The following is a 22785-nucleotide window of genomic DNA, read 5'->3' as shown; positions in this document are numbered from 1 at the left end:
ATATAAAAATGAGCAATTCTAAAGTTGGCATAAGTGAAAAAATAGGCTACGGTTTGGGCGATTTTGCATCGTCGATGTTTTGGAAAATTTTCAGCATGTATCTAATGCTTTTCTATACTGACGTTTTTGGACTCGCTCCTGCTGTGGTAGGTACTATGTTCTTGATTACCCGGATCTGGGATTCTTTTTTTGATCCAATCGTAGGAATTTTGGCAGATCGCACCAAAACCAAATGGGGAAAATTTAGACCGTACTTATTTTGGGTAGCCATTCCTTTCGCAATAATCGGAGTGTTAACCTTCTATGTTCCCGATTTCGACCAAAAAGGGAAAATTATTTATGCCTACATCACGTATTCCTTAATGATGATGGTGTATTCGCTGATTAATGTTCCGTATGCATCGCTTTTGGGGGTGATGTCTTCCGATCGAAAAGACAGGAATAGTTTGTCATCCTATCGAATGGTTTTCGCATTTGGTGGAAGTTTGCTCGCTCTTTGGCTTTTGGAACCATTAATTAAATATTTTGGGGGCAATATGAATTCCCCAGAAGGTTGGTTTTGGGCAATTACGATTTTCGGAGTTCTAACAACTTTGTTTTTCTGGGGTTGTTTCTTTTTAACCAAAGAAAGAATTCAACCGGTCAATGAACAGAGTAATTTGAAAGAAGATTTAAAAGATTTATGGAAAAATAAACCTTGGTGGATTTTGCTCGGAGCTGGGGTAGGAGCTCTGGTTTTCAATTCAATTAGAGATGGCGCCGCGGTTTATTATTTTAAATATTATTTTGAAAATCAGAATACTTTTAAACTTTTTGGAATCGAAAATACACCAACTTCTCTTTATCTTGTTTTAGGGCAAGCTGCAAACATTGTCGGAGTAATTCTAGCAACACCAATTGCGAACAAGATAGGTAAGAAAAACACTTTTCTTCTTGCGATGTTCACAGCGGCTGTTTTAAGCGTTTCCTTCTTTTATTTGGGTAAAGATGATGTTTTGCTCACGATGGTTTTACAGGCTTTGATCAGCATGTGTGCGGGTTGCATCTTCCCATTAATTTGGTCGATGTATGCCGATAGTGCTGATTATTCTGAATATACCCAAGGAAGAAGAGCAACCGGATTGGTGTTTTCCGCATCATCAATGTCACAAAAATTAGGTTGGACAATTGGTGGTTCACTTACAGGTTGGCTTCTCGCCTATTATGGCTTTCAAGCAAATATGGTTCAAGAACATGGAACTTTAAATGGAATTAAGCTGATGTTGAGCATTTTCCCCGGAATTGCAGCAATTATTTCGGTGGTCTTTATTTTCTTTTATCCTTTAAATGACAAAAAAATAACTGAAATGGAAGCAGAACTTAACGCACGAAGAGCAAATAATCCACAATAAAACTAAAACTGAAATGAATATGAATAGTTACGAACAAAGGTTAAAACAAATTAAAACTGAATTTGAGAGTTTAATATCAAGACCTAATCAACTAGTGGAGGAAGCGGGAAACGGTTTTGTTAGCCGATATCAGAATCCTGTAATTACTGCGGCTCATGCGCCTTTGGAATGGCGTTATGATTTCAACGCAGAAAATAACCCGTTTTTGATGGAACGCTTCGGAATTAATGCGGCTTTCAATGCCGGTGCAATGAAATGGAACGGAAAATATCTGCTTTCAGTTCGTGTTGAAGGATACGACAGAAAATCTTTTTTTGCCATCGCCGAATCACCAAATGGAGTAGACCATTTTAGATTCTGGGAAAAACCAATCGTAATTCCACAAATTGATGGAAATCCTGATACCAACGTTTACGATATGCGTTTGATTCACCATGAAGATGGTTTTATTTATGGTATTTTTTGTACCGAAAGAAAAGATCCCAAAGCTCCAAAAGGAGATACCTCAATGGCAATTGCCAACGCAGGAATCGTGAGAACGAAAGATTTAATCAATTGGGAAAGACTTCCGGATCTAATTTCAAATACAGGACAACAGCGAAATGTGGTGCTTCATCCGGAATTTGTTGATGGTAAATATGCTTTGTATACGCGCCCACAAGACGGCTTCATTGATGTTGGAAGTGGCGGCGGAATTGGTTTAGGTTATGTAACCGATATGAATAACCCTGTGGTAGAAAACGAACACATTATTTATGGTAAAACCTATCATACGGTTTATGAACTGAAAAATGGACTTGGGCCGGCTCCAATTAAAACCGAAAAAGGATGGTTGCATCTCGCGCATGGAGTTCGAAATACAGCTGCTGGTTTGCGTTACATTTTGTATATGTTTATGACAGATTTGAGTGATTTAGGAAAAGTAATTCACAAACCTGCCGGATATTTTATGGCACCGGAAGGTATTGAAAGAATTGGAGATGTGTCCAACGTTCTTTTTTCAAATGGATGGATCGCTGATGATGATGGAAAAGTGTTTATTTATTACGCTTCATCGGATACCAGAATGCACGTTGCGGTGTCTTCTATCGATCAGCTTTTAGATTATTGCATTAATACTCCGGAAGATCAATTTACCTCTTATGAATCGGTACAAACGATTATAAGTTTAGTTGATAAAAATTCCGAAGCTAAAAAATAACTGTAGTAGTTTCTCACGGCGTTGTCCGAAGTTTTCTTCGGGCTTCGCCTTTATTTCAAAAGAATTAAAAATGTCATACCAATATCTTTCGTCGGAAATAAAATTAGAACTCCACAATATTTTAAAGTATTGGAGCAATAATGCCATAGATGAAAAAAATGGAGGTTTCCTTGGCGAAATAGATTTCAACGAGAACAAAAATTACGATGCTGAAAAAGGTTCCGTTTTGTATGGAAGAATCTTATGGACTTTCGCAGCCGCATTTCCAGTTACCAAAAATCCTGAACATTTCCAATTGGCACAACTTGCATTTGAAGAAATAAAAACAAAATTCTATAATTCTGAAACAAAAGGAATTTTTTGGAGTATTCACGCAGATGGAACCCCAAAAGATCCTAAAAATCAGATTTATGCATTAGCTTTTGTGATATATGGCTTAAGTGAATTCTATAAAATTTCAAAAAATAAGGAAGCTCTGGATTTGGCAATTATTTTATTTAAAAGCATTCAGCATTATGCTTATGATAAAGTGAATAAAGGATATTTTGAAGCCCTCACTTCCGATTGGAAGCCAATTGAGGATATGCGGTTAAGTGAAAAAGACGCCAATGAAAAGAAAACGATGAACACCCATCTTCACATTGCAGAGGCTTTTGCAAATCTTTATCTGGTTTGGGAAGATAAGGATTTACGCGAATCCATCATCGATATTCTTAGGACGATTGACCAACATTTTATTGATAAAGAATCTTGGCATTTGAAGCTGTTTTTCGATGAAAATTGGAACGAAAGAAAAGATGTAATTTCTTATGGTCACGACATCGAAGCGGCTTGGTTGCTGCTTTGGTGCGCAGAAATTTCAAATGATGAAGAGTTAATCCAAAAATACCGAAATTATGCAGTGAAAATGGCAGATTCTACTCTAGAAGGTTTGGACGATGATGGCGGACTTTGGTACGAATATGATCCGCAAGAAAAACGTCTCATTGCCGAAAAACATTGGTGGCCACAAGCAGAATTGTGGATTGGTTTCATAAATGCCTTCCAAATTACAGATGATGAAAAATACCTTGATATTTTTGAGAAGAATTTGAGATTCACAAAAAAATACCTCATCGATGAAGAGAATGGTGAATGGTTTTGGGGAGTAAATGCAGATTATTCTAAAATTAAAAAAGACAAAGCTGGCTTCTGGAAATGTCCATATCATAACAGCAGAGCTTGTTTGGAAGTTATAAAAAGATTAAAATAATATGATATATAAAGTATTTTTGACAATTTTAGCTCTTACTAGTTTTGAAAGTTTTGCTCAAAATAATCTTATCAGAAATGGAGGGTTTGAATTCGATGGATCTGATTGGACGAGCGAGAATATACTTATTATAAATCCGTATGATAAACATTCAGGTGAAAAAAGCGGAAACATTATTGAATATACCTCGCCATCATGGAAGGGAATCGACCAAACATTTAGTATCCCTAAAAACACGGCCGCTTTACAAGTTTCAGCGTGGCTGAAAGTTGATGGCGTTGAAAAAGGGAAAAGCGAATGGAATAAAGCAGTTATGATTTTGGAAATTAATGGTAAAGGCGAAAGTATTGTATCGCTTGATGGTACAACGTCTTGGTCTGAGTACAAAAAAATTATTCCAATAAATAAAGATCGGTCAGCACGACTTATGTTTGCTTTGTCGGAGTGTACGGGAATTTTTTATTTTGATGATGTTAAAGTAAATGCCCTTTCGCAGAATGATTATAATAAACTGATAGAAGAAGAAAACAAAAAATATGAAGTTAAAGTCATTACAGATGCTACACCTTTGGAAATTTTGAAGCTTACCAATTCAGGATTTGAGACTGGATTGCAAGGATGGCGTGGAATTGCAGAAGTATCCTCAGAAGAGAAAAATTCCGGGACTTTTAGTTTAAAGCTTAATTCCAATCAGCCGGTGTGGTATGGTGTTGATCAAATTGCTGATATTCCCGCTGATGCTAAGACAATGGATGTTTCTGCGTTTGCAAAAACCAATAACCTGAAACCTGGGAAAAACGAATGGAATAAAGGGGTGATGATTGTAGAATTCACTAAGAATACAAGCTCGAAAACAGGAGAAGACCAGCCCGTATTTTTTATTTCCGATGTTAAAGATTGGCAGAAATTTTCGAAAACACTGTCTATTCCCGAGGGGGCTGAGAAATATAGAGTGATGTTGGCACTTTCCGAAGCTATCGGAACGATGTATGTGGATGACATCCAAGTAAAATTCAATAATTAATATTTACAATTCATTATTATTCATTATCATTAATAATTAAAACTTAAAATATGGAACATGATGTAAGACCTTGGGGGGAATATTGGGTATTAGAAGATGCCGATACTCATAAAGTGAAGAGAATACAGGTTAATCCTGGTGGCAGATTATCATTACAATATCATCACAAAAGAGGGGAGGTTTGGACCATCGTTTCCGGCGTGGGGACCATCACAATTAATGATTCTATCAAAGATTACAAACCAGGTGATGTCGCTGAAATTCCACAAGGAGCACATCATAGAATTGAAAACAAAAATACTGAACCTGTTGTTTTCGTGGAGGTTCAATACGGAACTTATTTTGGTGAAGATGATATTGTAAGAATTGAGGATGATTATAATAGAGCCTAAAATTAACTAAGGAATGAAATCGCTTTTCAAAAATCTTTCAATCATCATTTTTTCATTGGTAATGGGCTTTTCTAATGCTCAATACCAACTTTCTGATCCTGAAGCTACCCCGGAAACCGTTAAGCTCTACCAAAATTTAGCAACATTCCACAAAAAAGGCTATTTCGTGGGGCATCAGGATGATTTGGCGTATGGGGTGTATTGGAAATACCAAGAAGGAAGAAGCGATGTGAAAGAATCGGTGAACGATTTTCCGGCGGTTTATGGCTGGGAAATTGGCGATTTGGAACTCGGTCATCAGAAGAATTTGGATGAGGTTCCTTTCGATAAAATGAAGAAATATATCAAAGAAGCTCATCAAAGAGGCGGAATCATTACCATCAGTTGGCACACCAATAACCCGATGACTGGTAAAAATGCATGGGATGTTTCCAATAAATCAATTGCAGAGATTTTACCAGGCGGCTCAAAAAATGAGGTTTTTAAAACCTATCTTGACCAAGTTACCGATTTTTTGGATGATTTAAAAGATGCAAACGGAAAGCCAATTCCGATTTTATGGAGACCTTGGCACGAGCATACGGGAACATGGTTTTGGTGGGGCGTAAACTCAGCTTCTGATGAAGAATATAAGGAATTATTCCGATACACTTTGGATTACTTTCGGAAAACAAAAAATCTCCATAACCTGATCTCGGTATATAACACCGGTACGGAATTTAATTCTCCTGAAGAGTACTTGAAAAGATATCCAGGTGACGATTATGTGGATATGTTTTCATTTGATGCTTATCAGCGTGGCTCGGTTGAGGAAGGTCCGAAGTTCGCAAAACAGTTGGATGCTCTTCTGGAAAATATGAATGTAGCAGCAAAACAGCACCATAAATTTTCTGCGATTGGAGAAATTGGGTATAACCAAATTCCTGATGATCAATGGTTCACAAAAATTTTGAAACCGGTCTTCGATAAACATGAGTTTTCTTACGTTTTATTTTGGAGAAATGCAGGCTTCAAACCGTCGAATAACGAGGTAGAATATTATCTTCCTTTCAAAGGTCATCCTGCTGAAAAGGATTTTAAAAAATTCAAAAAAGATAAAAAAACTTGGTTTGAAAGGGACGCCAGAAAATTAAAAATTAATAAGTAATGAGAAATCTTTCAAAAGTAGTATCACTTTTATTCATCACTATTTTTACATTAGGAATAGCAAAAAATCCGGTTCAGGAAATCGGAAATTTGCAGGTGATTGGTACCCAACTTTCAGATCAACACGGGAAAGCAGTTCGCCTAATTGGTACCAGTTTCGGTTGGTCTAATTTTCATCCGAGATTTTATAATGCTAAAGCGGTAAAATGGCTTAAAAAAGATTGGAATGTTAATGTGGTTCGTGCTTCAATGGGAATTGAGCCAGAGAATGCTTATCTTCAGAACCCGAATACCAATAAAAAACTCATCGAAAAGGTGATTGATGGCGCCATCAAGGAAGGTATTTATGTAATTATTGATTGGCATGCGCATGTAATTCATACCAAAGAAGCTAAAGATTTTTTTGCAGAAATGGCTATAAAATACGGCAAACATCCCAATATCATTTATGAAATTTACAATGAACCGGTAAAAGATAGTTGGGAACAAGTAAAATCTTATTCGGAAGAAATTATTGCTGAAATTCGTAAAAATGATGATGATAATTTAATCTTAGTGGGTTGCCCGGAATGGGATCAACGAATCGATTGGGTGCAGCAAAATCCTATAAAAAATGCTAAAAATATAATGTACACGGTGCATTTTTATGCAGGAACGCACGGGCAATGGTTGAGAGACAGAACCGACGCCGCCCTGAAAGCCGGAATTCCAGTTTTTATTTCTGAATCTGCCGGAATGGAAGCTTCTGGCGATGGGAAAATTGATGATGCGGAATGGCAACGCTACATCGATTGGATGAATGAGAAAAAATTATCGTGGATTACTTGGTCGATTTCTGATAAAAAAGAAAGTTGCTCAATGCTTTTGCCATCCGCTGAATCCACTGGAAATTGGAAAATTTCTGATTTGAATGAATCTGGAATAAAAACCCGCGATTATTTGCGAAAGTATGATTATCGAGGTCATTTTGATCAAAATTTCATTTGGAAAGGGCGTTTTGAAAAATCGTCTGAAAATTCTGGAAAATTAATCGGTCCCGCTTCTTCTGTGGAATTTCAGTTTCAGGGAAATTCTGTGGAGTTCAATGTAAAGAATGTGCCGTATCAGGGATACTACAATTATATTTCAGTGGAAATTGATGGGAAATATGTTGGAAGATTTAAAGTAGATAACAACGATTTTAAAAAGTTTACGTTCGATGCATCCGATCTTTCCAGAAAAGTTCATTCAATCCGAATTTATAAAGCAACAGAAGCGGCAATGGGAGAGGTTTTCTTTGATGGAAAAGGGGTGTCAACAATTGCCTTTCAAAATGAACCCAAGAAAAAAATAGAATTTATCGGCGATTCCATCACTTGCGGTTTCGGAAATGACGAAACCGACAAAAAATGTGGCGAAGGACAGTGGTTTGATCAGCATAATGCCTATTTAGCGTATGGGCCGGTTCTTTCTAGGAAGTTGGACTCGGAGTTTCTTTTAAGTTCAGTTTCTGGTTTTGGGATGTATCGCAATTGGAATACCGAAAAATGGGAAGAAAATATACTTCCGGATGTTTATAATAATCTTTATTTAAGACCTTCTGGAACTGCGAAATTCGAAAATATTTTCCAACCAGATCTTGTGAGTATTTGCCTTGGAACAAACGATTTGTCGAGTGGAGATGGCAAAAAAGAGCGTCTGCCATTCAATAAACATAAATTCATTGGGAACTATATTGAATTTGTTCAGAATATTTACCGGAAATATCCCAATACCAAAATTGTTTTACTTAATAGTCCGATGGTTGCAGGGGAGCAGAACAAATTACTCATCGAATGTTTGCTAGAAGTGAAAAAATTCTTTAGCAATAATACCAAACATAGTCCTATTGAAATTTTTGAGTTTCAGGAAATGAAACCAGAAGGTTGCGGTTATCACCCAAGTTCAAAAGATGATCAAAAAATGGCAGATGAGCTTTTCCCGTTTTTTAGTAAATTACTGAATTGATTATGAAAAATTACCTAATTCTTTTCTCGCTTTTTGTTTCTGTTTTTATGATGGCTAATATTAACTTACCTGCAATTTTTACAGATAATATGGTACTTCAGCGTAATGCCGAGGTGGTAATTTGGGGGAGTGCTTCGCCGAAAGAAGAAATTACTCTTAAAGCAGATTTTCTTGACAAAGAATACAAAACTGTAGCAGGTAATGATGCCACTTTCAAATTCATCATTCCTACAGGAAAAGAAGGCGGACCTTATAAAATTTCCCTTAAAGGGTACAATGAAGTTGTTCTAAACAATGTGATGCTGGGCGAAGTTTGGCTACTTTCTGGGCAAAGCAATATGGAAATGAGCGCTTCGTGGGGAATTAAAGATGGTGATATGGAGGTTTCAAAAGCCAATCATCCGAATATTCGATTTTTCTCTGTACCGAAATTATCATCGGAATTTCCTCAAAATAATCTTTATGGAAACTGGCAAATTTGTACGCCAGAAACCATGAAAAACTTCAGTGCTATAGGGTACTTTTTTGCCCAAAAACTTCAGGAGAATTTAAAAAATGTTCCCATTGGTTTAATCGCTTCGGCATGGGGTGGTTCGGCAGCTGAATTATGGACTCCTAAAGAAGTGTTCGAAGCCAATCCTCTCATCTTGGATAATTATAAAAAGATTAAACCCTCTGAATATTATCCTTCTCAAATTGCAGGTGCCTATAATGCAATGATTTATCCTTTAAATGATTTTAAAATGAAAGGCATATTGTGGTATCAAGGGGAAACCAATACCGGAAATCCTGATGGCTATAAAGATTTATTGGCATCAATGATTGCTTCGTGGAGAAAAGCAAAAGCCGATAATCTTCCATTCTATATCATTCAAATTGCGGGATATACTGGATGGAGCGACACCACCGTGAGAATTAAAAATGCACAAAGAATAGTAGCACAAAGCACGGAAAATTCAGGGCTTGTGGTGACCAGCGATCTCGATAAAACTGATGATATTCATCCGAAAAATAAAAAACCGGTGGGTATTCGAATGGCAAATTTGGTGTTAAAAAATAACTATGGTTTTGTAAATGGCCTTGTGGAAAGTCCGGCGCATAAAAATGTAGATTTTAAAGAGAATAAAACGATTCTTCAATTCGATTTTGCAGAGGGACTTCATTTCAAAAACAAATCATCAGAACTCTTTGAAGTTGCAGGTAATGATGGAATATTTCACAAAGCAAAAGCTGTTTTAAAAGGAAACCAAATCATACTTCATACCGATGCTGTTGCAAAACCTGTGGAGGTGCGCTACGCATGGAGCAATGTGGCAATTCCTGATGTTTACAATAAAGCGGAACTTCCGCTTTCTAGCTTTACAACCGAAAATCTAAAATAAAAATTTAAAAAAATGAATTTTAAACATAAAATTACCATCGCAATAATGAGTATGCTTTCCTTTTCAAACCTCGATGCACAGCAAAAACTTAATCCATTAATCGAGAAAAAAATTGATGATTTGATGTCCAAAATGACTTTGGAAGAAAAAGTTGGGCAAATGAATCAATACAACGGTTTTTGGGATGTTACTGGTCCCGCTCCTGTAGGTGGAAGTGCCGAACAAAAATATGAAAATATTAAAAAAGGTTTGGTAGGTTCTATGCTTACAGTTCGCGGAGTGAAGGAAGTTCTTGCGGTACAGAAAATTGCGGTAGAACAGACTCGATTAGGCATTCCTTTAATCATCGGATTTGATGTCATTCACGGCTACAAAACTCTTAGTCCCATTCCAATGGCTGAAGCAGCAAGTTGGGATTTGGATGCCATTGAAAAATCGGCTCAAGTTGCTGCTTCCGAAGCTGCAGCTTCGGGAATTAACTGGACTTTCGGACCGATGATGGATATTTCCCGAGATGCAAGATGGGGCAGGGTAATGGAAGGTTCGGGTGAAGATCCTTTTTTAGGTTCAAAAGTTGCTGTTGCTCGGGTTAAAGGCTTTCAAGGAGATAATACCTTTTCTTCTCCGCTGAGGATCGCTGCCACAGCCAAGCATTTTGCAGCGTACGGATTTGTGGAAGCTGGTCTTGAATATCATTCCTCCGAAATTGGTAAAAACACACTTTATAACCAAGTTCTACCTCCTTTTGAAGCTGCTGTTGGAGCTGGCTTGAGAAGTGTGATGACTTCTTTCAATACGGTGAACGGAATTCCGGCAAGTGGAGATGCCGAACTATTAAGAGGGATTTTAAAGGATAAATGGAGTTTTTCTGGTTTTGTAGTTTCGGATTGGGCTTCAATTCGCGAAATGATTCCGTGGGGATATTCCGAAAACGATGCGGCGGCAGCGAAATCGGCAGTGGAAGCGGGAACTGATATGGATATGGAGGGTGGCATTTATTTGCCTCAACTTATTAATCTTGTTAAAGATGGAAAAGTAAAAGAATCATTCATTGATGATGCTTGCAGACGAATTTTGCGTGTGAAATACGAACTCGGTCTTTTTGATAATCCCTATAAATTCCTTAACGAAAAACGGGAATTAGAGCAGATTGGTAGTAAAGCTAATCACGATGCAGTTTTGGATATGGCGAAGAAATCAATTGTTCTTTTGAAGAATGAGAAAAGTCTTTTACCTTTAAAAAAATCCGGACAGAAAATTCTCTTATTGGGATCCCTTGCTGAAAGTAAGAATTCTCCACTAGGTAGCTGGAGAATTGCCGCAGAAAACAATTCCGCGGTCTCTGTTTTAGAAGGAATGAGAGCTTATAAAGGCAATAATTTACAATATGTAAAAGGACTTGATCTTACTACGAAAGAGCCCAGTTTCCTTACAGAAGTTGATTACAATCTTAATGATAAATCGGGTTTTGAGGAGGCGAAAAAAGCAGCGAAAGATGCCGATGTTGTGGTGATGGTTTTGGGGGAACATGCTTTCAGTTCAGGCGAGGCCAGAAGCCGTACCGATTTGGATTTGCCGGGACTTCAGCAAGAGTTTTTAGAAGAAATCTACAAAATCAACCCAAATATTGTTTTAGTATTGAACAATGGTCGACCGCTCACCATCAATTGGGCAAGTAAAAATATTCCGGCTATTGTGGAAGCATGGCATCTCGGTACGCAGTCTGGAAATGCAATTGCACAAGTGCTTTATGGAGATTACAATCCCAGCGGAAAATTACCAATGACTTTCCCAAGAAATGTGGGGCAAATACCGATTTATTACAATCATTACAGTACCGGAAGACCTGTAGATAAAGACAATAACGTTTTTTGGTCTCATTATTCTGATTCAGAAAAAACACCGCTTTACCCATTCGGATATGGTTTGAGTTATACCACTTTCCAGTATTCAGATTTGAAAATCAATAAGAATTCTTTCAAAAAAGGAGAAAAAGTTGAGGTTTCAATTACGTTAAAAAATACGGGAAAATATGAAGGAAAAGAAGTGGTACAATGCTATATTCATGACGCTTTTGCCTCTGTAGCGAGACCTGTCAAAGAATTGAAAGCCTTCGAATTGGTGAATTTAAAACCAGTAGAAACCAAAGTTGTTCAATTTACTTTAACCGACAAAGAACTTGGTTTTTACAATAACAATGGAGATTTCATCGTAGAACCAGGGAAATTTAAAATAATGGTCGGAGGAAATTCTGTAGATCTACTGTCAACTGAATTTAATCTAGTCGAGTAACCATAACCTCTTTACAAACTGAAAAAATCTAAAATAAAGGCTCGGATACTTCATCTGAGCCTTTATTTTTATTTTTTTGTAAATTTACAACCATTCCATATACCTATCCATAAAGGTATTAACTCAAAGTAGAAAAAGCATATTTTCTTCCTATTAAATTCTCCAAATCCACTTACAGAAAGCCAATCCCAGAGGTTGAGCCGTACTTCTGCCGTACTTGAGCCGTACCAAAGCCGTATCAACTTAAGGTATACTTCATGTAAGACTATAGTCTCCTTCATGTAATACCTTAGTCTCCTTTAAAAATACTTCTTACATAGTGATATCTTTAAAACTAAAAAACCAATTCTATTTAAGATTTATAAATGAATAGTGGCTATTATGCCAATTTGTACCTTCAATAATGTAGCGGGCGGATTGGAATAGATATTGACGGGACATAGCTATGAAAATGTTAGGTTTCATCGTCAATACGTATGGAAATACCACACATTTTTTATTGAAACTATCAACTTAAAAACAAAAGCAATGAACGTACTTTTTGTATTAACATCCCACGATAAATTGGGAAATACCGGTGAAAAAACTGGTTTCTGGATTGAAGAATTTGCAAGCCCATATTACTATCTCGCTGATAAAGGAGTGGAAGTCACCCTTGCCTCACCCGCAGGAGGACAGCCACCAATTGATCCAAGCAGTGATAAACCCGAAAATCAAACAGAAGCAACCATCCGTTTCAAAGGCGACCAAGCGTTGCAGGATAAATTGAGCAAAACCCACAAATTGGCAGAGGTAAAAGCAGAAAATTATGACGCTGTTTTCTATCCAGGAGGTCACGGACCATTGTGGGATTTAGCGGAAAGTAAGGACTCAGCGGCACTGATTGAAAGTTTTTATGGTCTGGAAAAACCTGTAGCTTTTGTATGCCACGCTCCAGGAGTTTTGAAAAATGTGAAGAATACAGACGGAGAACCTCTAGTGAAAGGTAAAAAAGTAACCGGATTTACCAATTCGGAAGAAGCATTGGTGCAACTTACTGATGTAGTGCCGTTTTTGGTAGAAGATATGCTGAAAGAAAACGGTGGAATTTATTCTAAAGCTGATGATTTCCAACCTTATGCGTTGGAAGATGGTTTGCTGATTACCGGACAAAACCCTGCCTCATCTGAAAAGGTGGCAGAAATCTTACTGAACAGACTTAATAAATAAGATTTTCTGTTAGGATATAGAACTAAAAAAGTTCCGGGTGGTTTTCATTCCGGAACTTTTTTTATAGGGATATTTTCAGTTTAATTTTTGTAGATTTTTTTAAATAATTCCTACAAAATCATACTCAGTTGCACTCTTTTTCTTGCTTCGTCTACTTCGGTTACGCGAACTTGTACGTGTTGGTGGAGTTTTACCACTTCGTTGACATCCGATACGAAACCTTCCTTAAGTTGCGAAATGTGAACCAAACCGCTTTCTTTGATGCCAAGATCCACAAAGCAACCGAATGCTGTAATGTTGTTCACGATTCCTGGGAGTATCATTCCGATTTTTAAATCTTTAATGCTTTTTACAGTGGGATCAAATTCAAACACCTTAGCGCTTTTTCTTGGATCCAAACCTGGCTTTTCGAGTTCTTTCAGAAGGTCTTTGATGCCTAAAATTCCGATGGTTTCGGTGGTGTATTTTTCAGGGTTGATGAGTGCGATTTTTTCTTTATTGGCGATGAGGTCGATGGTTTTTAGGCCTAAATCTTTCGCCATTTTTTCTACAACGGGATAAGCTTCGGGATGTACCGCGGAATTGTCGAGCGGATTTTTCCCATTGGCAATTCTTATGAACGCAGCTGCTTGTTGATACGCTTTTTCTCCTAATCGCGGGACTTTTTTCAGTTGTTTTCGGTCTTCATAAGCGCTGTTTTCTGCACGGTAATTCACGATGTTTTCCGCCATTTTTTCACCGATTCCGGAAACGTAGCTTAAAAGTGATTTGCTCGCCGTATTCAGGTTGATGCCTACGGAATTTACACATTTCATCACGGTGGAATCCAGTTCGTTTTTCAGTTGGGTTTGGTCTACATCATGTTGGTATTGTCCAACCCCGATAGATTTTGCATCAATTTTCACGAGTTCCGCCAGAGGATCGGAGAGTCTTCTGCCGATGGAAACCGCACCACGAACGGTTACATCATAATTCGGAAACTCATCTCTTGCGATTTTGCTCGCTGAATAGACTGATGCGCCCGCTTCGGAAACCACGAAAACCTGTGGCGGTGTATCGAAAGCGATTTTCTTGATGAAGAATTCGGTTTCGCGGCTTGCGGTGCCGTTTCCAATCGAGATGGCCTGAATATTATACGCATTCACCATCGATCTGATTTTCTTCATCGCCATTCCGGTCTCGTTTTGCGGAGCATGTGGAAAAATGGTTTCATTGTGCAATAAATCGCCTTTCTCATCGAGGCAAACGACTTTGCAGCCGCTTCTGTAACCCGGATCGATCGCTAGAATCCTTTTTTCTCCCAAAGGTGGCGCCAGAAGCAGCTGTCTGAGGTTTTCAGAGAAAATAGTGATGGCTTTTTCGTCGGCTTTTTGTTTGGCTTCCTGCAGGGTTTCATTTGAAATTGCGGGCTCCAGCAAACGTTTATAACTGTCGCTGATTGCGCTGATGATTTGCTCCGTGCATTCGTTATTGGATTTCAGGATGGCGTTTTCGATGAGGTCGAGGGCTTCGTCTTTATCGATTTCTATTTTGGTCTTCACGAAACCTTCTGTTTCCGCGCGGAGTATCGCCAAAAGCCGGTGCGAAGGAATTCTGCTCAAGCTTTCTTCCCAATCGAAATATTGAGTAAATTTCTGGGCGGCTTCTTCGTCTTTCTTGGTTTTTACCACTTTGGAGGAAATCACGGCTTTTCTTTGGAACAATCGGCGGAGGTTTTTGCGGACATAGCCGTTTTCGTTGATCCATTCTGCGATGATGTCTCTGGCTCCCTGAAGCGCTTCTTCTACGGACGTTATTTCCTGATTCAGGTATTTCGACGCCAACGAATGCAGGTCGTTGGGTTTCTGGCTCATGATCATTTTTGCCAAAGGTTCCAGGCCTTTTTCTTTGGCGGCGTCGGCTTTGGTTTTTCTGCGTTTTTTGTAGGGCAAATACAGATCTTCCAGCTCCTGAAGGTCGAAACTTTCCTCGATGCGCGTTTTCAATTCAGGCGAAAGAGCGTTTTGTTCTTCAATGGATTTCAGGATGCTTTCTTTCCTTTTGATGAGTTCTTCAAACTGGGCATTGAGTTTTGCGATTTGCTCGATTTGCACTTCATCGAGGTTTCCGGTGGCATCTTTCCGGTAGCGTGAAATAAATGGAATGGTGCAATCTTCACCCAAAAGTTTCAGGGTTGCATTGATGTTTTTATCGGAAATAGAAAGGGATTTTTGAATAAAACCGGTCGCCGTCATACATAATTTTTAAGACTGCTAAAATAGGGAGAATTCCACGAACGAATCAATAGGGAAGTGGGGAAAGGAAAATCTACCGCCGGACATTACTTATACTTTACTTTGACATTGCTTTGCCTTTCTTGTATTAAGGTATAAAAATCTGCTGACGAAGTTTTTCTAAGTATTCTTAATTTCTTAATGGTTTATGTTTTCTGCTCTTATAATTTTCATTGATAGAAACAACAATCTCTTTTAAATCGATTTAAAAGAGATAGAGTTTTAGGGAATTTTAAGAACAAATGCTTGAAAATTAGGGTTGTGGGATGGTTGCTTCAAATAGGTGATTTTTATTTCTCAATTTGAACATCCACATTTATTGAAGGTTCACCTGTTGAATACTTCTTCCATTCTCCAAAGTAATTACGATAATATGTGTTTTTTGAAAAAGCAAATATATTTCCACCAAAGTAAAGTTTCCCATTCAAACTTTCTTCAACTCGCACAAGAACAAAAAAATCTTCATTTGTCCAAATATTTTTGTCACTTATATCAAGTGAAACTTTATTATTTTTAATATCGTTCTTGTTTATAGTTAATTTTAAGGTTTCATTCGTTAAGGACTTTTTGTCATCAGGAAATCCATTTGAAGCATTTTGAATGTCAAAGATTAAGGTTGCAGAACCATTAACTTCAAAATTAACTATATTTACATTGATTGTCTTTACTTTTAAATGCTTTTTGTTTTCCACTTTTATTGCATATTCGTTAAACAATCGGTCTTTTTTTTCGGAATCATAACCGCAATAATTTGTTTTTGCATTTGAAGTTCCAAAGTTTTTATATTTATATTTCTTTGGATTAATGCTTACAGGTTCAATGTTTATTGCTCTTTCTCTCAAGATAATTTCTCTGTTAGATTTAATAAAATCATTGACTTTGATTTCATACAGAATAAATTCGCTAACATAAACCTTTAAATTGGCGTTTTTGTCAATATTTGAAAAATCAATTTGGAAATTCCCATTCTCATCTGTCAAATCACCAATTTCAGTATTTTCAATTCCAACTCTCGCGCTTTGTATTGGATTCTCAGCCTTATTTATAATTTTTCCCACAATTAATTGTGAAAAATTAATTGTGAAAATCGACAATGTCAATAGAACTAAAATTTTCTTCATTTTAGAGAGTGTTTTTTTTTAATGGCAGTCACACTCAAATATACAGATCTTCCTTAAATATCCCAAATATTTTCAAAAAAAATCAAAAACCAACGAACTATTATTCCTAATTTTCACCTCCAATAATCATATATTAATGCATTAAAAACTCAGCATTTTAAATAAAAAAAACACGGCCGAAACCGTGTTTTTATTGTTGTTGTTTAAGCCTCGTGGCCGTACATTTTGTTGTAGAGGTTGATGAATCTTTCTTTCACTGCTTTTCGTTTTAATTTGAGCGTTGGCGTGAGGATTCCGGTTTCAATCGACCAAACTTCCGGTGTGAGTTCGAAAAGTTTGATGCGCTCCCAATTGCCCAACTTGGTGTTCAGATAATCGATTTCTTTGGCGATTCTGGCTTTCAGTTCCGGGCTTTTCACGATTTTTTCAGGAGTTGTTCCTATTTTGATTTGCTTTCTTTCTGCCCAATGTTGCACGAAGTTGAAATCGGGCTGTATCAATGCACATGGCATTTTTTCACCGTCCCCAACGACCATGATTTGCTCGATGAATTTCGATGCTTTTGCTTGGTTTTCAATAACTTGTGGAGCGATGTATTTCCCGCCGGAAGTTTTGAACATTTCTTTCTTACGGTCGGTGATGTGCAGATAACCTTCTTCGTCGATGTGACCGATGTCGCCGGTTTTGAAGAAGCCATCTTCTGTGAAAACTTCTTTGGTCATTTCTTCATTTTTAAAATAACCTTTGAAAACAGAAGGTCCTTTCACGGTGATCTCACCATCTTCTTGGATTTTTACCTGAAGGTTTTCTAAAATGTGACCAACGGTTCCTACTTTGATTTTTCCGAAACTATTCACAGCAATTACCGGCGAAGTTTCCGTTAATCCGTAACCTTCCAGAATTGGGATTCCTGCGTTTTGGAACATTTTATTCAAACGAGGTTGAAGTGCCGCAGATCCAGAAACCAAGGTGATGATGTTACCACCCAAACCGTCTCTCCATTTTGAAAATACCAATTTGTCGGCGATAATTTCTTTCAAACCGGAAGGTTTTCCGATCTCTTTTTTCGCTTTGTTGACGCCGAGTGCCCAAAGGAAAATTTTAGTTTTTAATCCGCCTGCGCTGGTTCCTTTGTCATAAATTTTATCGTAAACTTTTTCAATCAATCGAGGTACAACCGTCATAATATGAGGTTTTACTTCCTTGATGTTGTCGCCCATTTTATCGATACTTTCTGCAAAATAAACTGAATATCCATTGTTTTGATACAGATAAAACAACATTCTCTCGAAAATATGGCAAATCGGCAAGAAACTCAAGATTCGAATGTCTTTATAATCGAGTCCTTTGATGCGTGGAATTCTTGGATCAGAAGCCAAAACATTCGAAACGATATTTTGGTGAGAAAGCATTACTCCTTTTGGTCTTCCCGTGGTTCCTGAGGTATAAATAATAGTCGCTAAATCCTCCGAATTGATACTGTTGGATAGATCGTCCACCTCATTTTGGGTAGCTTCATCATTACCAAGATCGAGAATTTCGTTCCAATTGGCAGCTCCTTCCACTTTATCAAAAGTGAATACTCCCTTCAAACTTGGTACATTGCTCTTGATTTGTTGTACTTTTTCAAGAAGTTCACGGTCGGAAACAAAACAGTATTGAACTTCCGCATTATTGAAAATAAAATCATAATCTTCCGGTGAAATAGTAGGGTAAACCGGTACGGAAACTGCGCCAATTTGAGCAATTCCCAAGTCCATTACTGCCCATTCAGTACGGCTTGCGGTGGTAATCAATGCTATTTTATCTCCCGGTTTGATGCCCAACTTCAATAATCCACGGGATATTTTATCACCAAGATTATTAAATTCTTTGGTTGAGGTTTTCTCCCATTCCCCGTGATATTTAGTGATGAACATATCATCTTGCGGGTATTTTTCCAAGGCTTGGTGGGCAAAATCAAAAATTCGTTTTATCGACATAGTATTTCTTATTAAAGGTATTCTAATGTAAACACAATTTAATATTGGGTTTTTGTAAAAATATAATTTTTATTTTAAACAGCAAAAACAAATTTTTTCTTCTCAATTTTGTTGAAATAATTAGTTATTCTATTCATAAAATCATTAGAAATTAGTTTTTTATGAATATTTTAAATCTAGATCATTTTAATTTTCAAAATTTTTAGAAAAATTGTAGATTTACGGACAAACAATTATTAAATTTTATGGACTTTAATTTATCTGAAGAACAATTGATGATTCAGCAGGCTGCAAGAGATTTTGCACAAAACGAACTTTTGCCCGGCGTAATAGAAAGAGACAAAGAACAGAAGTTTCCATACGAACAAGTGAAGAAGATGGGAGAATTGGGGTTTTTGGGAATGATGGTAGATCCTCAATATGGAGGTGCCGGAATGGACAGTGTTTCTTATGTTTTGGCAATGGAAGAAATTGCTAAAGTTGACGCTTCTGCTGCCGTTGTAATGTCGGTAAACAACTCTTTGGTATGCGCCGGACTTGAAAAATACTGTAACGAAGAACAGAAAATGAAATATCTGAAACCTTTGGCAAGTGGCGAAGTGATAGGTGCTTTTGCACTTTCGGAGCCAGAAGCCGGTTCGGATGCAACTTCCCAAAAAACAACTGCCGTAGATATGGGCGACCACTATCTCCTTAACGGTACCAAAAACTGGATTACCAACGGCGGAAACGCAACTTACTATGTCGTAATCGCACAAACAGATCCTGAGAAAAAACATAAAGGAATCAACGCTTTCATCGTCGAAAGAGGTTGGGAAGGTTTCGAAATCGGACCTAAAGAAGATAAATTGGGAATCCGCGGAAGTGATACGCATTCTTTATTGTTTACCGATGTGAAAGTACCTAAAGAAAACAGAATCGGGGAGGACGGATTCGGGTTCAATTTCGCAATGGCAGTTTTGAATGGCGGTAGAATCGGAATCGCTTCTCAAGCTTTAGGAATTGCTTCCGGAGCGTACGAATTGGCTTTAAAATATGCCAAAACCAGAAAAGCTTTCAAAACAGAAATCATCAATCACCAAGCGATTGCCTTTAAATTGGCAGATATGGCCACTCAAATCACCGCTGCGAGAATGCTTTGCTACAAAGCTGCAACTGAAAAAGATGAAGGAAAAGACATCTCGGAAATCGGTGCAATGGCAAAACTTTATGCTTCACAAGTTGCGATGGATACAACCATTGAAGCGGTACAAATTCACGGTGGTTACGGTTATGTAAAAGAATATCATGTGGAAAGAATGATGCGTGATGCAAAAATCACTCAGATTTACGAAGGAACTTCTGAAATTCAGAAAATCGTAATTTCCAGAAGTATTGCTAAATAATATTTAATCACTAAACAATTTCCTATGAAATATTTGTGGATCACTTTGGTTGCTGTAGTTTTGCTTTTAGCAGGCGTTTTTTATTACCGTTATTATTTCGTTTTTGGTGAAGGCGTAAAATCGGGAGTATTGAATTATGCTGTGAAAAAAGGCAATATTTTCAAAACCTATGAAGGAAAACTCATTCAGCAAGGTTTCGGAGCCAATCCGAGAACCGGGAACTTAACCAGCTATGAATTCGAATTTTCTGTTGATGATGAAGCTGTTTTCAAACAACTCGAAATTAACAATGGGAAAACCTTCGATCTGCATTACAAAGAATATCATGGAGTGCTTCCGTGGCGCGGAAATACAACGTATGTTGTCGATAAAATAGTGAATATGAAATAACGAAAAGCCTTCCGATTGTGGAGGGCTTTTTTGTTTAAATTTTTAGTAATTTTTTATACATTTATTTAATGAAAAAATTCAGTCTTTTAGTCGTTTTATTTTCCTTGAATCTTTCAGCGCAAGTTCCTACACTTACTGATGAAATCGCTTTTCAATTAGCTGAAAAACCTGTGCATTGTATCAATCAAGAATACCCCAATAAAACAGCGCACGTCATCAACAACGAAACTGATGTAAAATTCACTCCAAAAGAATTACATCCGAGTTTTTATGGCTGTTTAGATTGGCATTCTTCGGTTCACGGACATTGGATGCTCATTAAATTACTTAAAGACAAACCTTTTCTCACAAATAAAGAAGAAATTTATAAAATTTTAGAGAATTCTTTTCAATCTGAAAAAATAAAAACCGAAGCTGAATATTTCAGTAAATATCAAGTGGCCAAAGGTTTTGAGAGAACTTATGGTTGGGCTTGGTTGCTTCAATTGGATGCGGAATTGGCAAGTTGGGATCATTCGAAAGCGAAAATTTGGCATCAAAATTTAAAACCATTAACCAACGAAATTGTAAAATTGTGGAAAGAATATTTACCAAAACAAACCTATCCAAACCGCACCGGAGTTCATCCCAACACCGCATTTGCATTGAGTTTTGCAATTGATTGGGCAAGAACGGTTGGAGAAAAAGAATTTGAAAATCAACTCATTGAAAAAGCAAAATATTTCTACTTAAAAGACGAAAAAGCACCCGCTTATTTGGAACCGGATGGAAGTGATTTTTTCTCGCCAAGTTTAGAAATTGCTGATTTAATGACGAGAATTCTCCCTCAAAAAGAATATGTAAAATGGTTTAATAAATTCTACGAAAAGAGAAGCATAGAAAATATTTCTCAACTTCCGATTATTTCAGATGTCAATGATTATCAAACGGTTCACTTGGTTGGTTTAAGTTTTACCAGAAGTTGGTGCATGAAAAATATTGCTCAAGTTTTACCTAAAAATCACCGATACAAAAAACATTTCGAGGAAACTTCTGTTAAATTTTTACACAACGCTTTGCCTTTGGTTTTTCAAGGAAATTATGGCGGCGATCATTGGTTGGCGAGTTTTGCGGTGTATGCTTTGAGCAAATAAAAATAAAAAATCCTCTAGAGAATTCTGAAGGATTTTACTATTTAATTTTAAAATTTCAATTATTATTTCGGCATGTATTTAGAAATATCGTCGTCGTTTTTTGGTCCTTCTGTAGTTGGTTGTCCAACATTTTGAGGCGTTTCTTGTATCGTCGATTTTGCAACTTCCGCAGCTTTTATTTTCTCTTTTTCTAAAGCCAATTGTCTTTGGAATTCTTCTTCGCGTTTTTTCTTATTTCTTTTCGCTACAAAATACCAAACAATTCCTGCAATTAAGAAAATTGGCCAAAACGGAAGTAGAAAAAGCAAACCATCACCCAAAACTTTGAAACCTTTCATAAAAGCTCCGCTGAAACTGTTCGGGTCTTCCTCAACTTTCTCGTCGGGAAGGGTTGTTCCGGCAATATTTTCGTTCTGTAATAAAGTGATTTCGACGTCACACATTTGCGAAGCGATCCTATCATTGCCTTCAGTTTCGGTACTTTTTGATTTCACATCGCCCACTTGCGAGGAAATGTCAGAAACCAAACCATCAAAATATTGAAGTGGAACTTTTGTCGTAATGTATTCCCGCATAATTCCTTCATTTTGACTGAAATTTTCTGTGATCAAATCGGCATTGTTTTCTCTGATTTTTTGTTTTAATAAAGCTTTAGCTTCCTCAATATTTTCTACCTGAATTTCCAGTCTTGCAGTTTTTACCAAAGGTGAAATTTCCTTTTCCGGAGAAGTTGTTACCGAATTATTTTGGTTTTGAGAAGATGAATTCGGAGCCGGATTTTCAGTGGTTTTCGGTTGAGATTTCGTTTGTTGAAGGATTTTGTCGGCGGTTTTTGTCAGAACAGAAATGGCGTTTTCTCCTTTTTCTAAAGAGCGATTTGCGGAATCTAAAGTTTTTACTACTTCAGTTCCTACTTTCACATTTTTGGTGATTTTTTCGATTTCTTTATTAATGGAATCGATTTGCCAACTTCCGGATTTTATCGTGCTGTCAATGGATTTCTTTTGCTTTTCAATTTCCGGAATGATGACTTTTTTGGCAATTCCGTTGGAATCGTTGATGGTTTTCGAAATCGAATCCAAAGTTTTGATGCCATCGTTGGCTTTGGTCAACAAACTATCGGCTTGTTTGATGCTGTCGGTGGTTTGCTGAATCGTGTTTTTGTCGCAAGAAATTAATGCGCCTGCAACGAAAACGGAAAGAAATATTTTCTTCATGGTTGATTT

Annotated in this window: 17 protein-coding genes; 13 read left to right on the top strand and 4 right to left on the bottom strand. The window is 37.3% G+C overall.

The features are described 5' to 3' along the window. Window positions 1-8 precede the first annotated feature (8 nt). The 10 genes from NOV28_RS04945 (at window position 9) to NOV28_RS04900 (ending at window position 13275) form a co-directional block, all read left to right on the top strand. Window positions 9-1391 carry an MFS transporter gene (locus NOV28_RS04945; RefSeq protein ID WP_255928195.1) on the top strand — a complete coding sequence of 461 codons (1383 nt, stop codon included), beginning with the start codon at window positions 9-11 and terminating at the stop codon, window positions 1389-1391. Window positions 1392-1410: 19 nt separating this feature from the next. Further along, window positions 1411-2592 carry a glycoside hydrolase family 130 protein gene (locus tag NOV28_RS04940; protein ID WP_255928193.1) on the top strand — a complete coding sequence of 394 codons (1182 nt, stop codon included), beginning with the start codon at window positions 1411-1413 and terminating at the stop codon, window positions 2590-2592. Between the two features lie 70 nt (window positions 2593-2662). After that, on the top strand, window positions 2663-3844 hold the full coding sequence (locus NOV28_RS04935) for an AGE family epimerase/isomerase (protein WP_255928191.1): 1182 nt from the start codon (window positions 2663-2665) through the stop codon (window positions 3842-3844). A 1-nt stretch (window position 3845) separates the two neighbouring features. Then, the gene (locus tag NOV28_RS04930) at window positions 3846-4868 is read left to right on the top strand and encodes a hypothetical protein (RefSeq protein ID WP_255928189.1); all 1023 of its coding nucleotides are present in this window, start codon (window positions 3846-3848) and stop codon (window positions 4866-4868) included. A 50-nt stretch (window positions 4869-4918) separates the two neighbouring features. Further along, entirely contained in the window at window positions 4919-5260 is a 342-nt protein-coding gene (locus NOV28_RS04925) for a phosphomannose isomerase type II C-terminal cupin domain (RefSeq protein WP_255928187.1), read from the top strand. Between the two features lie 13 nt (window positions 5261-5273). Further along, a complete protein-coding gene (locus NOV28_RS04920) occupies window positions 5274-6407 on the top strand; it encodes a glycoside hydrolase family 26 protein (RefSeq protein ID WP_255928185.1) in 1134 nt (377 codons plus the stop codon). Beyond that, window positions 6407-8392: a cellulase family glycosylhydrolase gene (locus NOV28_RS04915; RefSeq protein ID WP_255928183.1), complete on the top strand. Its 1986-nt coding sequence runs from the start codon at window positions 6407-6409 to the stop codon at window positions 8390-8392. The genes NOV28_RS04920 and NOV28_RS04915 overlap by 1 nt, the downstream gene beginning before the upstream one ends. 2 nt (window positions 8393-8394) lie before the next feature. Next, a complete protein-coding gene (locus NOV28_RS04910) occupies window positions 8395-9774 on the top strand; it encodes a sialate O-acetylesterase (RefSeq protein WP_255928181.1) in 1380 nt (459 codons plus the stop codon). Window positions 9775-9786: 12 nt separating this feature from the next. Next, window positions 9787-12066 carry a beta-glucosidase BglX gene (bglX, locus tag NOV28_RS04905; RefSeq protein WP_255928179.1) on the top strand — a complete coding sequence of 760 codons (2280 nt, stop codon included), beginning with the start codon at window positions 9787-9789 and terminating at the stop codon, window positions 12064-12066. A 528-nt stretch (window positions 12067-12594) separates the two neighbouring features. Continuing rightward, entirely contained in the window at window positions 12595-13275 is a 681-nt protein-coding gene (locus NOV28_RS04900; protein ID WP_255928177.1) for a type 1 glutamine amidotransferase domain-containing protein, read from the top strand. A 110-nt stretch (window positions 13276-13385) separates the two neighbouring features. On the opposite strand, the gene NOV28_RS04895 is transcribed toward NOV28_RS04900, so the two are convergent. The 3 genes from NOV28_RS04895 to NOV28_RS04885 form a co-directional block, all read right to left on the bottom strand. Continuing rightward, on the bottom strand, window positions 13386-15509 hold the full coding sequence (locus NOV28_RS04895) for a Tex family protein (RefSeq protein WP_255928175.1): 2124 nt from the start codon (window positions 15507-15509) through the stop codon (window positions 13386-13388). A gap of 329 nt (window positions 15510-15838) precedes the next feature. Continuing rightward, window positions 15839-16669, bottom strand: a complete 831-nt coding sequence (locus NOV28_RS04890; protein WP_255928173.1) for a carboxypeptidase-like regulatory domain-containing protein — start codon at window positions 16667-16669, stop codon at window positions 15839-15841. A 203-nt stretch (window positions 16670-16872) separates the two neighbouring features. Continuing rightward, window positions 16873-18651: an AMP-dependent synthetase/ligase gene (locus NOV28_RS04885; protein ID WP_255928171.1), complete on the bottom strand. Its 1779-nt coding sequence runs from the start codon at window positions 18649-18651 to the stop codon at window positions 16873-16875. A gap of 245 nt (window positions 18652-18896) precedes the next feature. On the opposite strand from NOV28_RS04885, the gene NOV28_RS04880 reads away from it, so the two are divergent. The 3 genes from NOV28_RS04880 (at window position 18897) to NOV28_RS04870 (ending at window position 21559) form a co-directional block, all read left to right on the top strand. After that, entirely contained in the window at window positions 18897-20036 is a 1140-nt protein-coding gene (locus NOV28_RS04880) for an acyl-CoA dehydrogenase (RefSeq protein ID WP_255928169.1), read from the top strand. A 24-nt stretch (window positions 20037-20060) separates the two neighbouring features. After that, window positions 20061-20426, top strand: a complete 366-nt coding sequence (locus tag NOV28_RS04875) for a hypothetical protein (protein ID WP_255928167.1) — start codon at window positions 20061-20063, stop codon at window positions 20424-20426. Window positions 20427-20494: 68 nt separating this feature from the next. Continuing rightward, window positions 20495-21559: a DUF2891 domain-containing protein gene (locus tag NOV28_RS04870; RefSeq protein ID WP_255928165.1), complete on the top strand. Its 1065-nt coding sequence runs from the start codon at window positions 20495-20497 to the stop codon at window positions 21557-21559. A gap of 62 nt (window positions 21560-21621) precedes the next feature. Here the strand turns inward: NOV28_RS04870 and NOV28_RS04865 are convergent, their stop codons facing one another. After that, complete coding sequence (locus tag NOV28_RS04865; protein ID WP_255928163.1) at window positions 21622-22776, bottom strand: DUF4349 domain-containing protein; 1155 nt, start codon at window positions 22774-22776, stop codon at window positions 21622-21624. Window positions 22777-22785 lie beyond the last annotated feature (9 nt).

Source organism: Kaistella montana (genome assembly GCF_024436175.1).
In the GTDB taxonomy this organism is placed as follows: Bacteria; Bacteroidota; Bacteroidia; order Flavobacteriales; family Weeksellaceae; genus Kaistella; species Kaistella montana.
The sequence above is the reverse complement of the archived record's forward strand: the minus strand, read 5'-3'. Positions and strand labels throughout refer to the sequence as shown.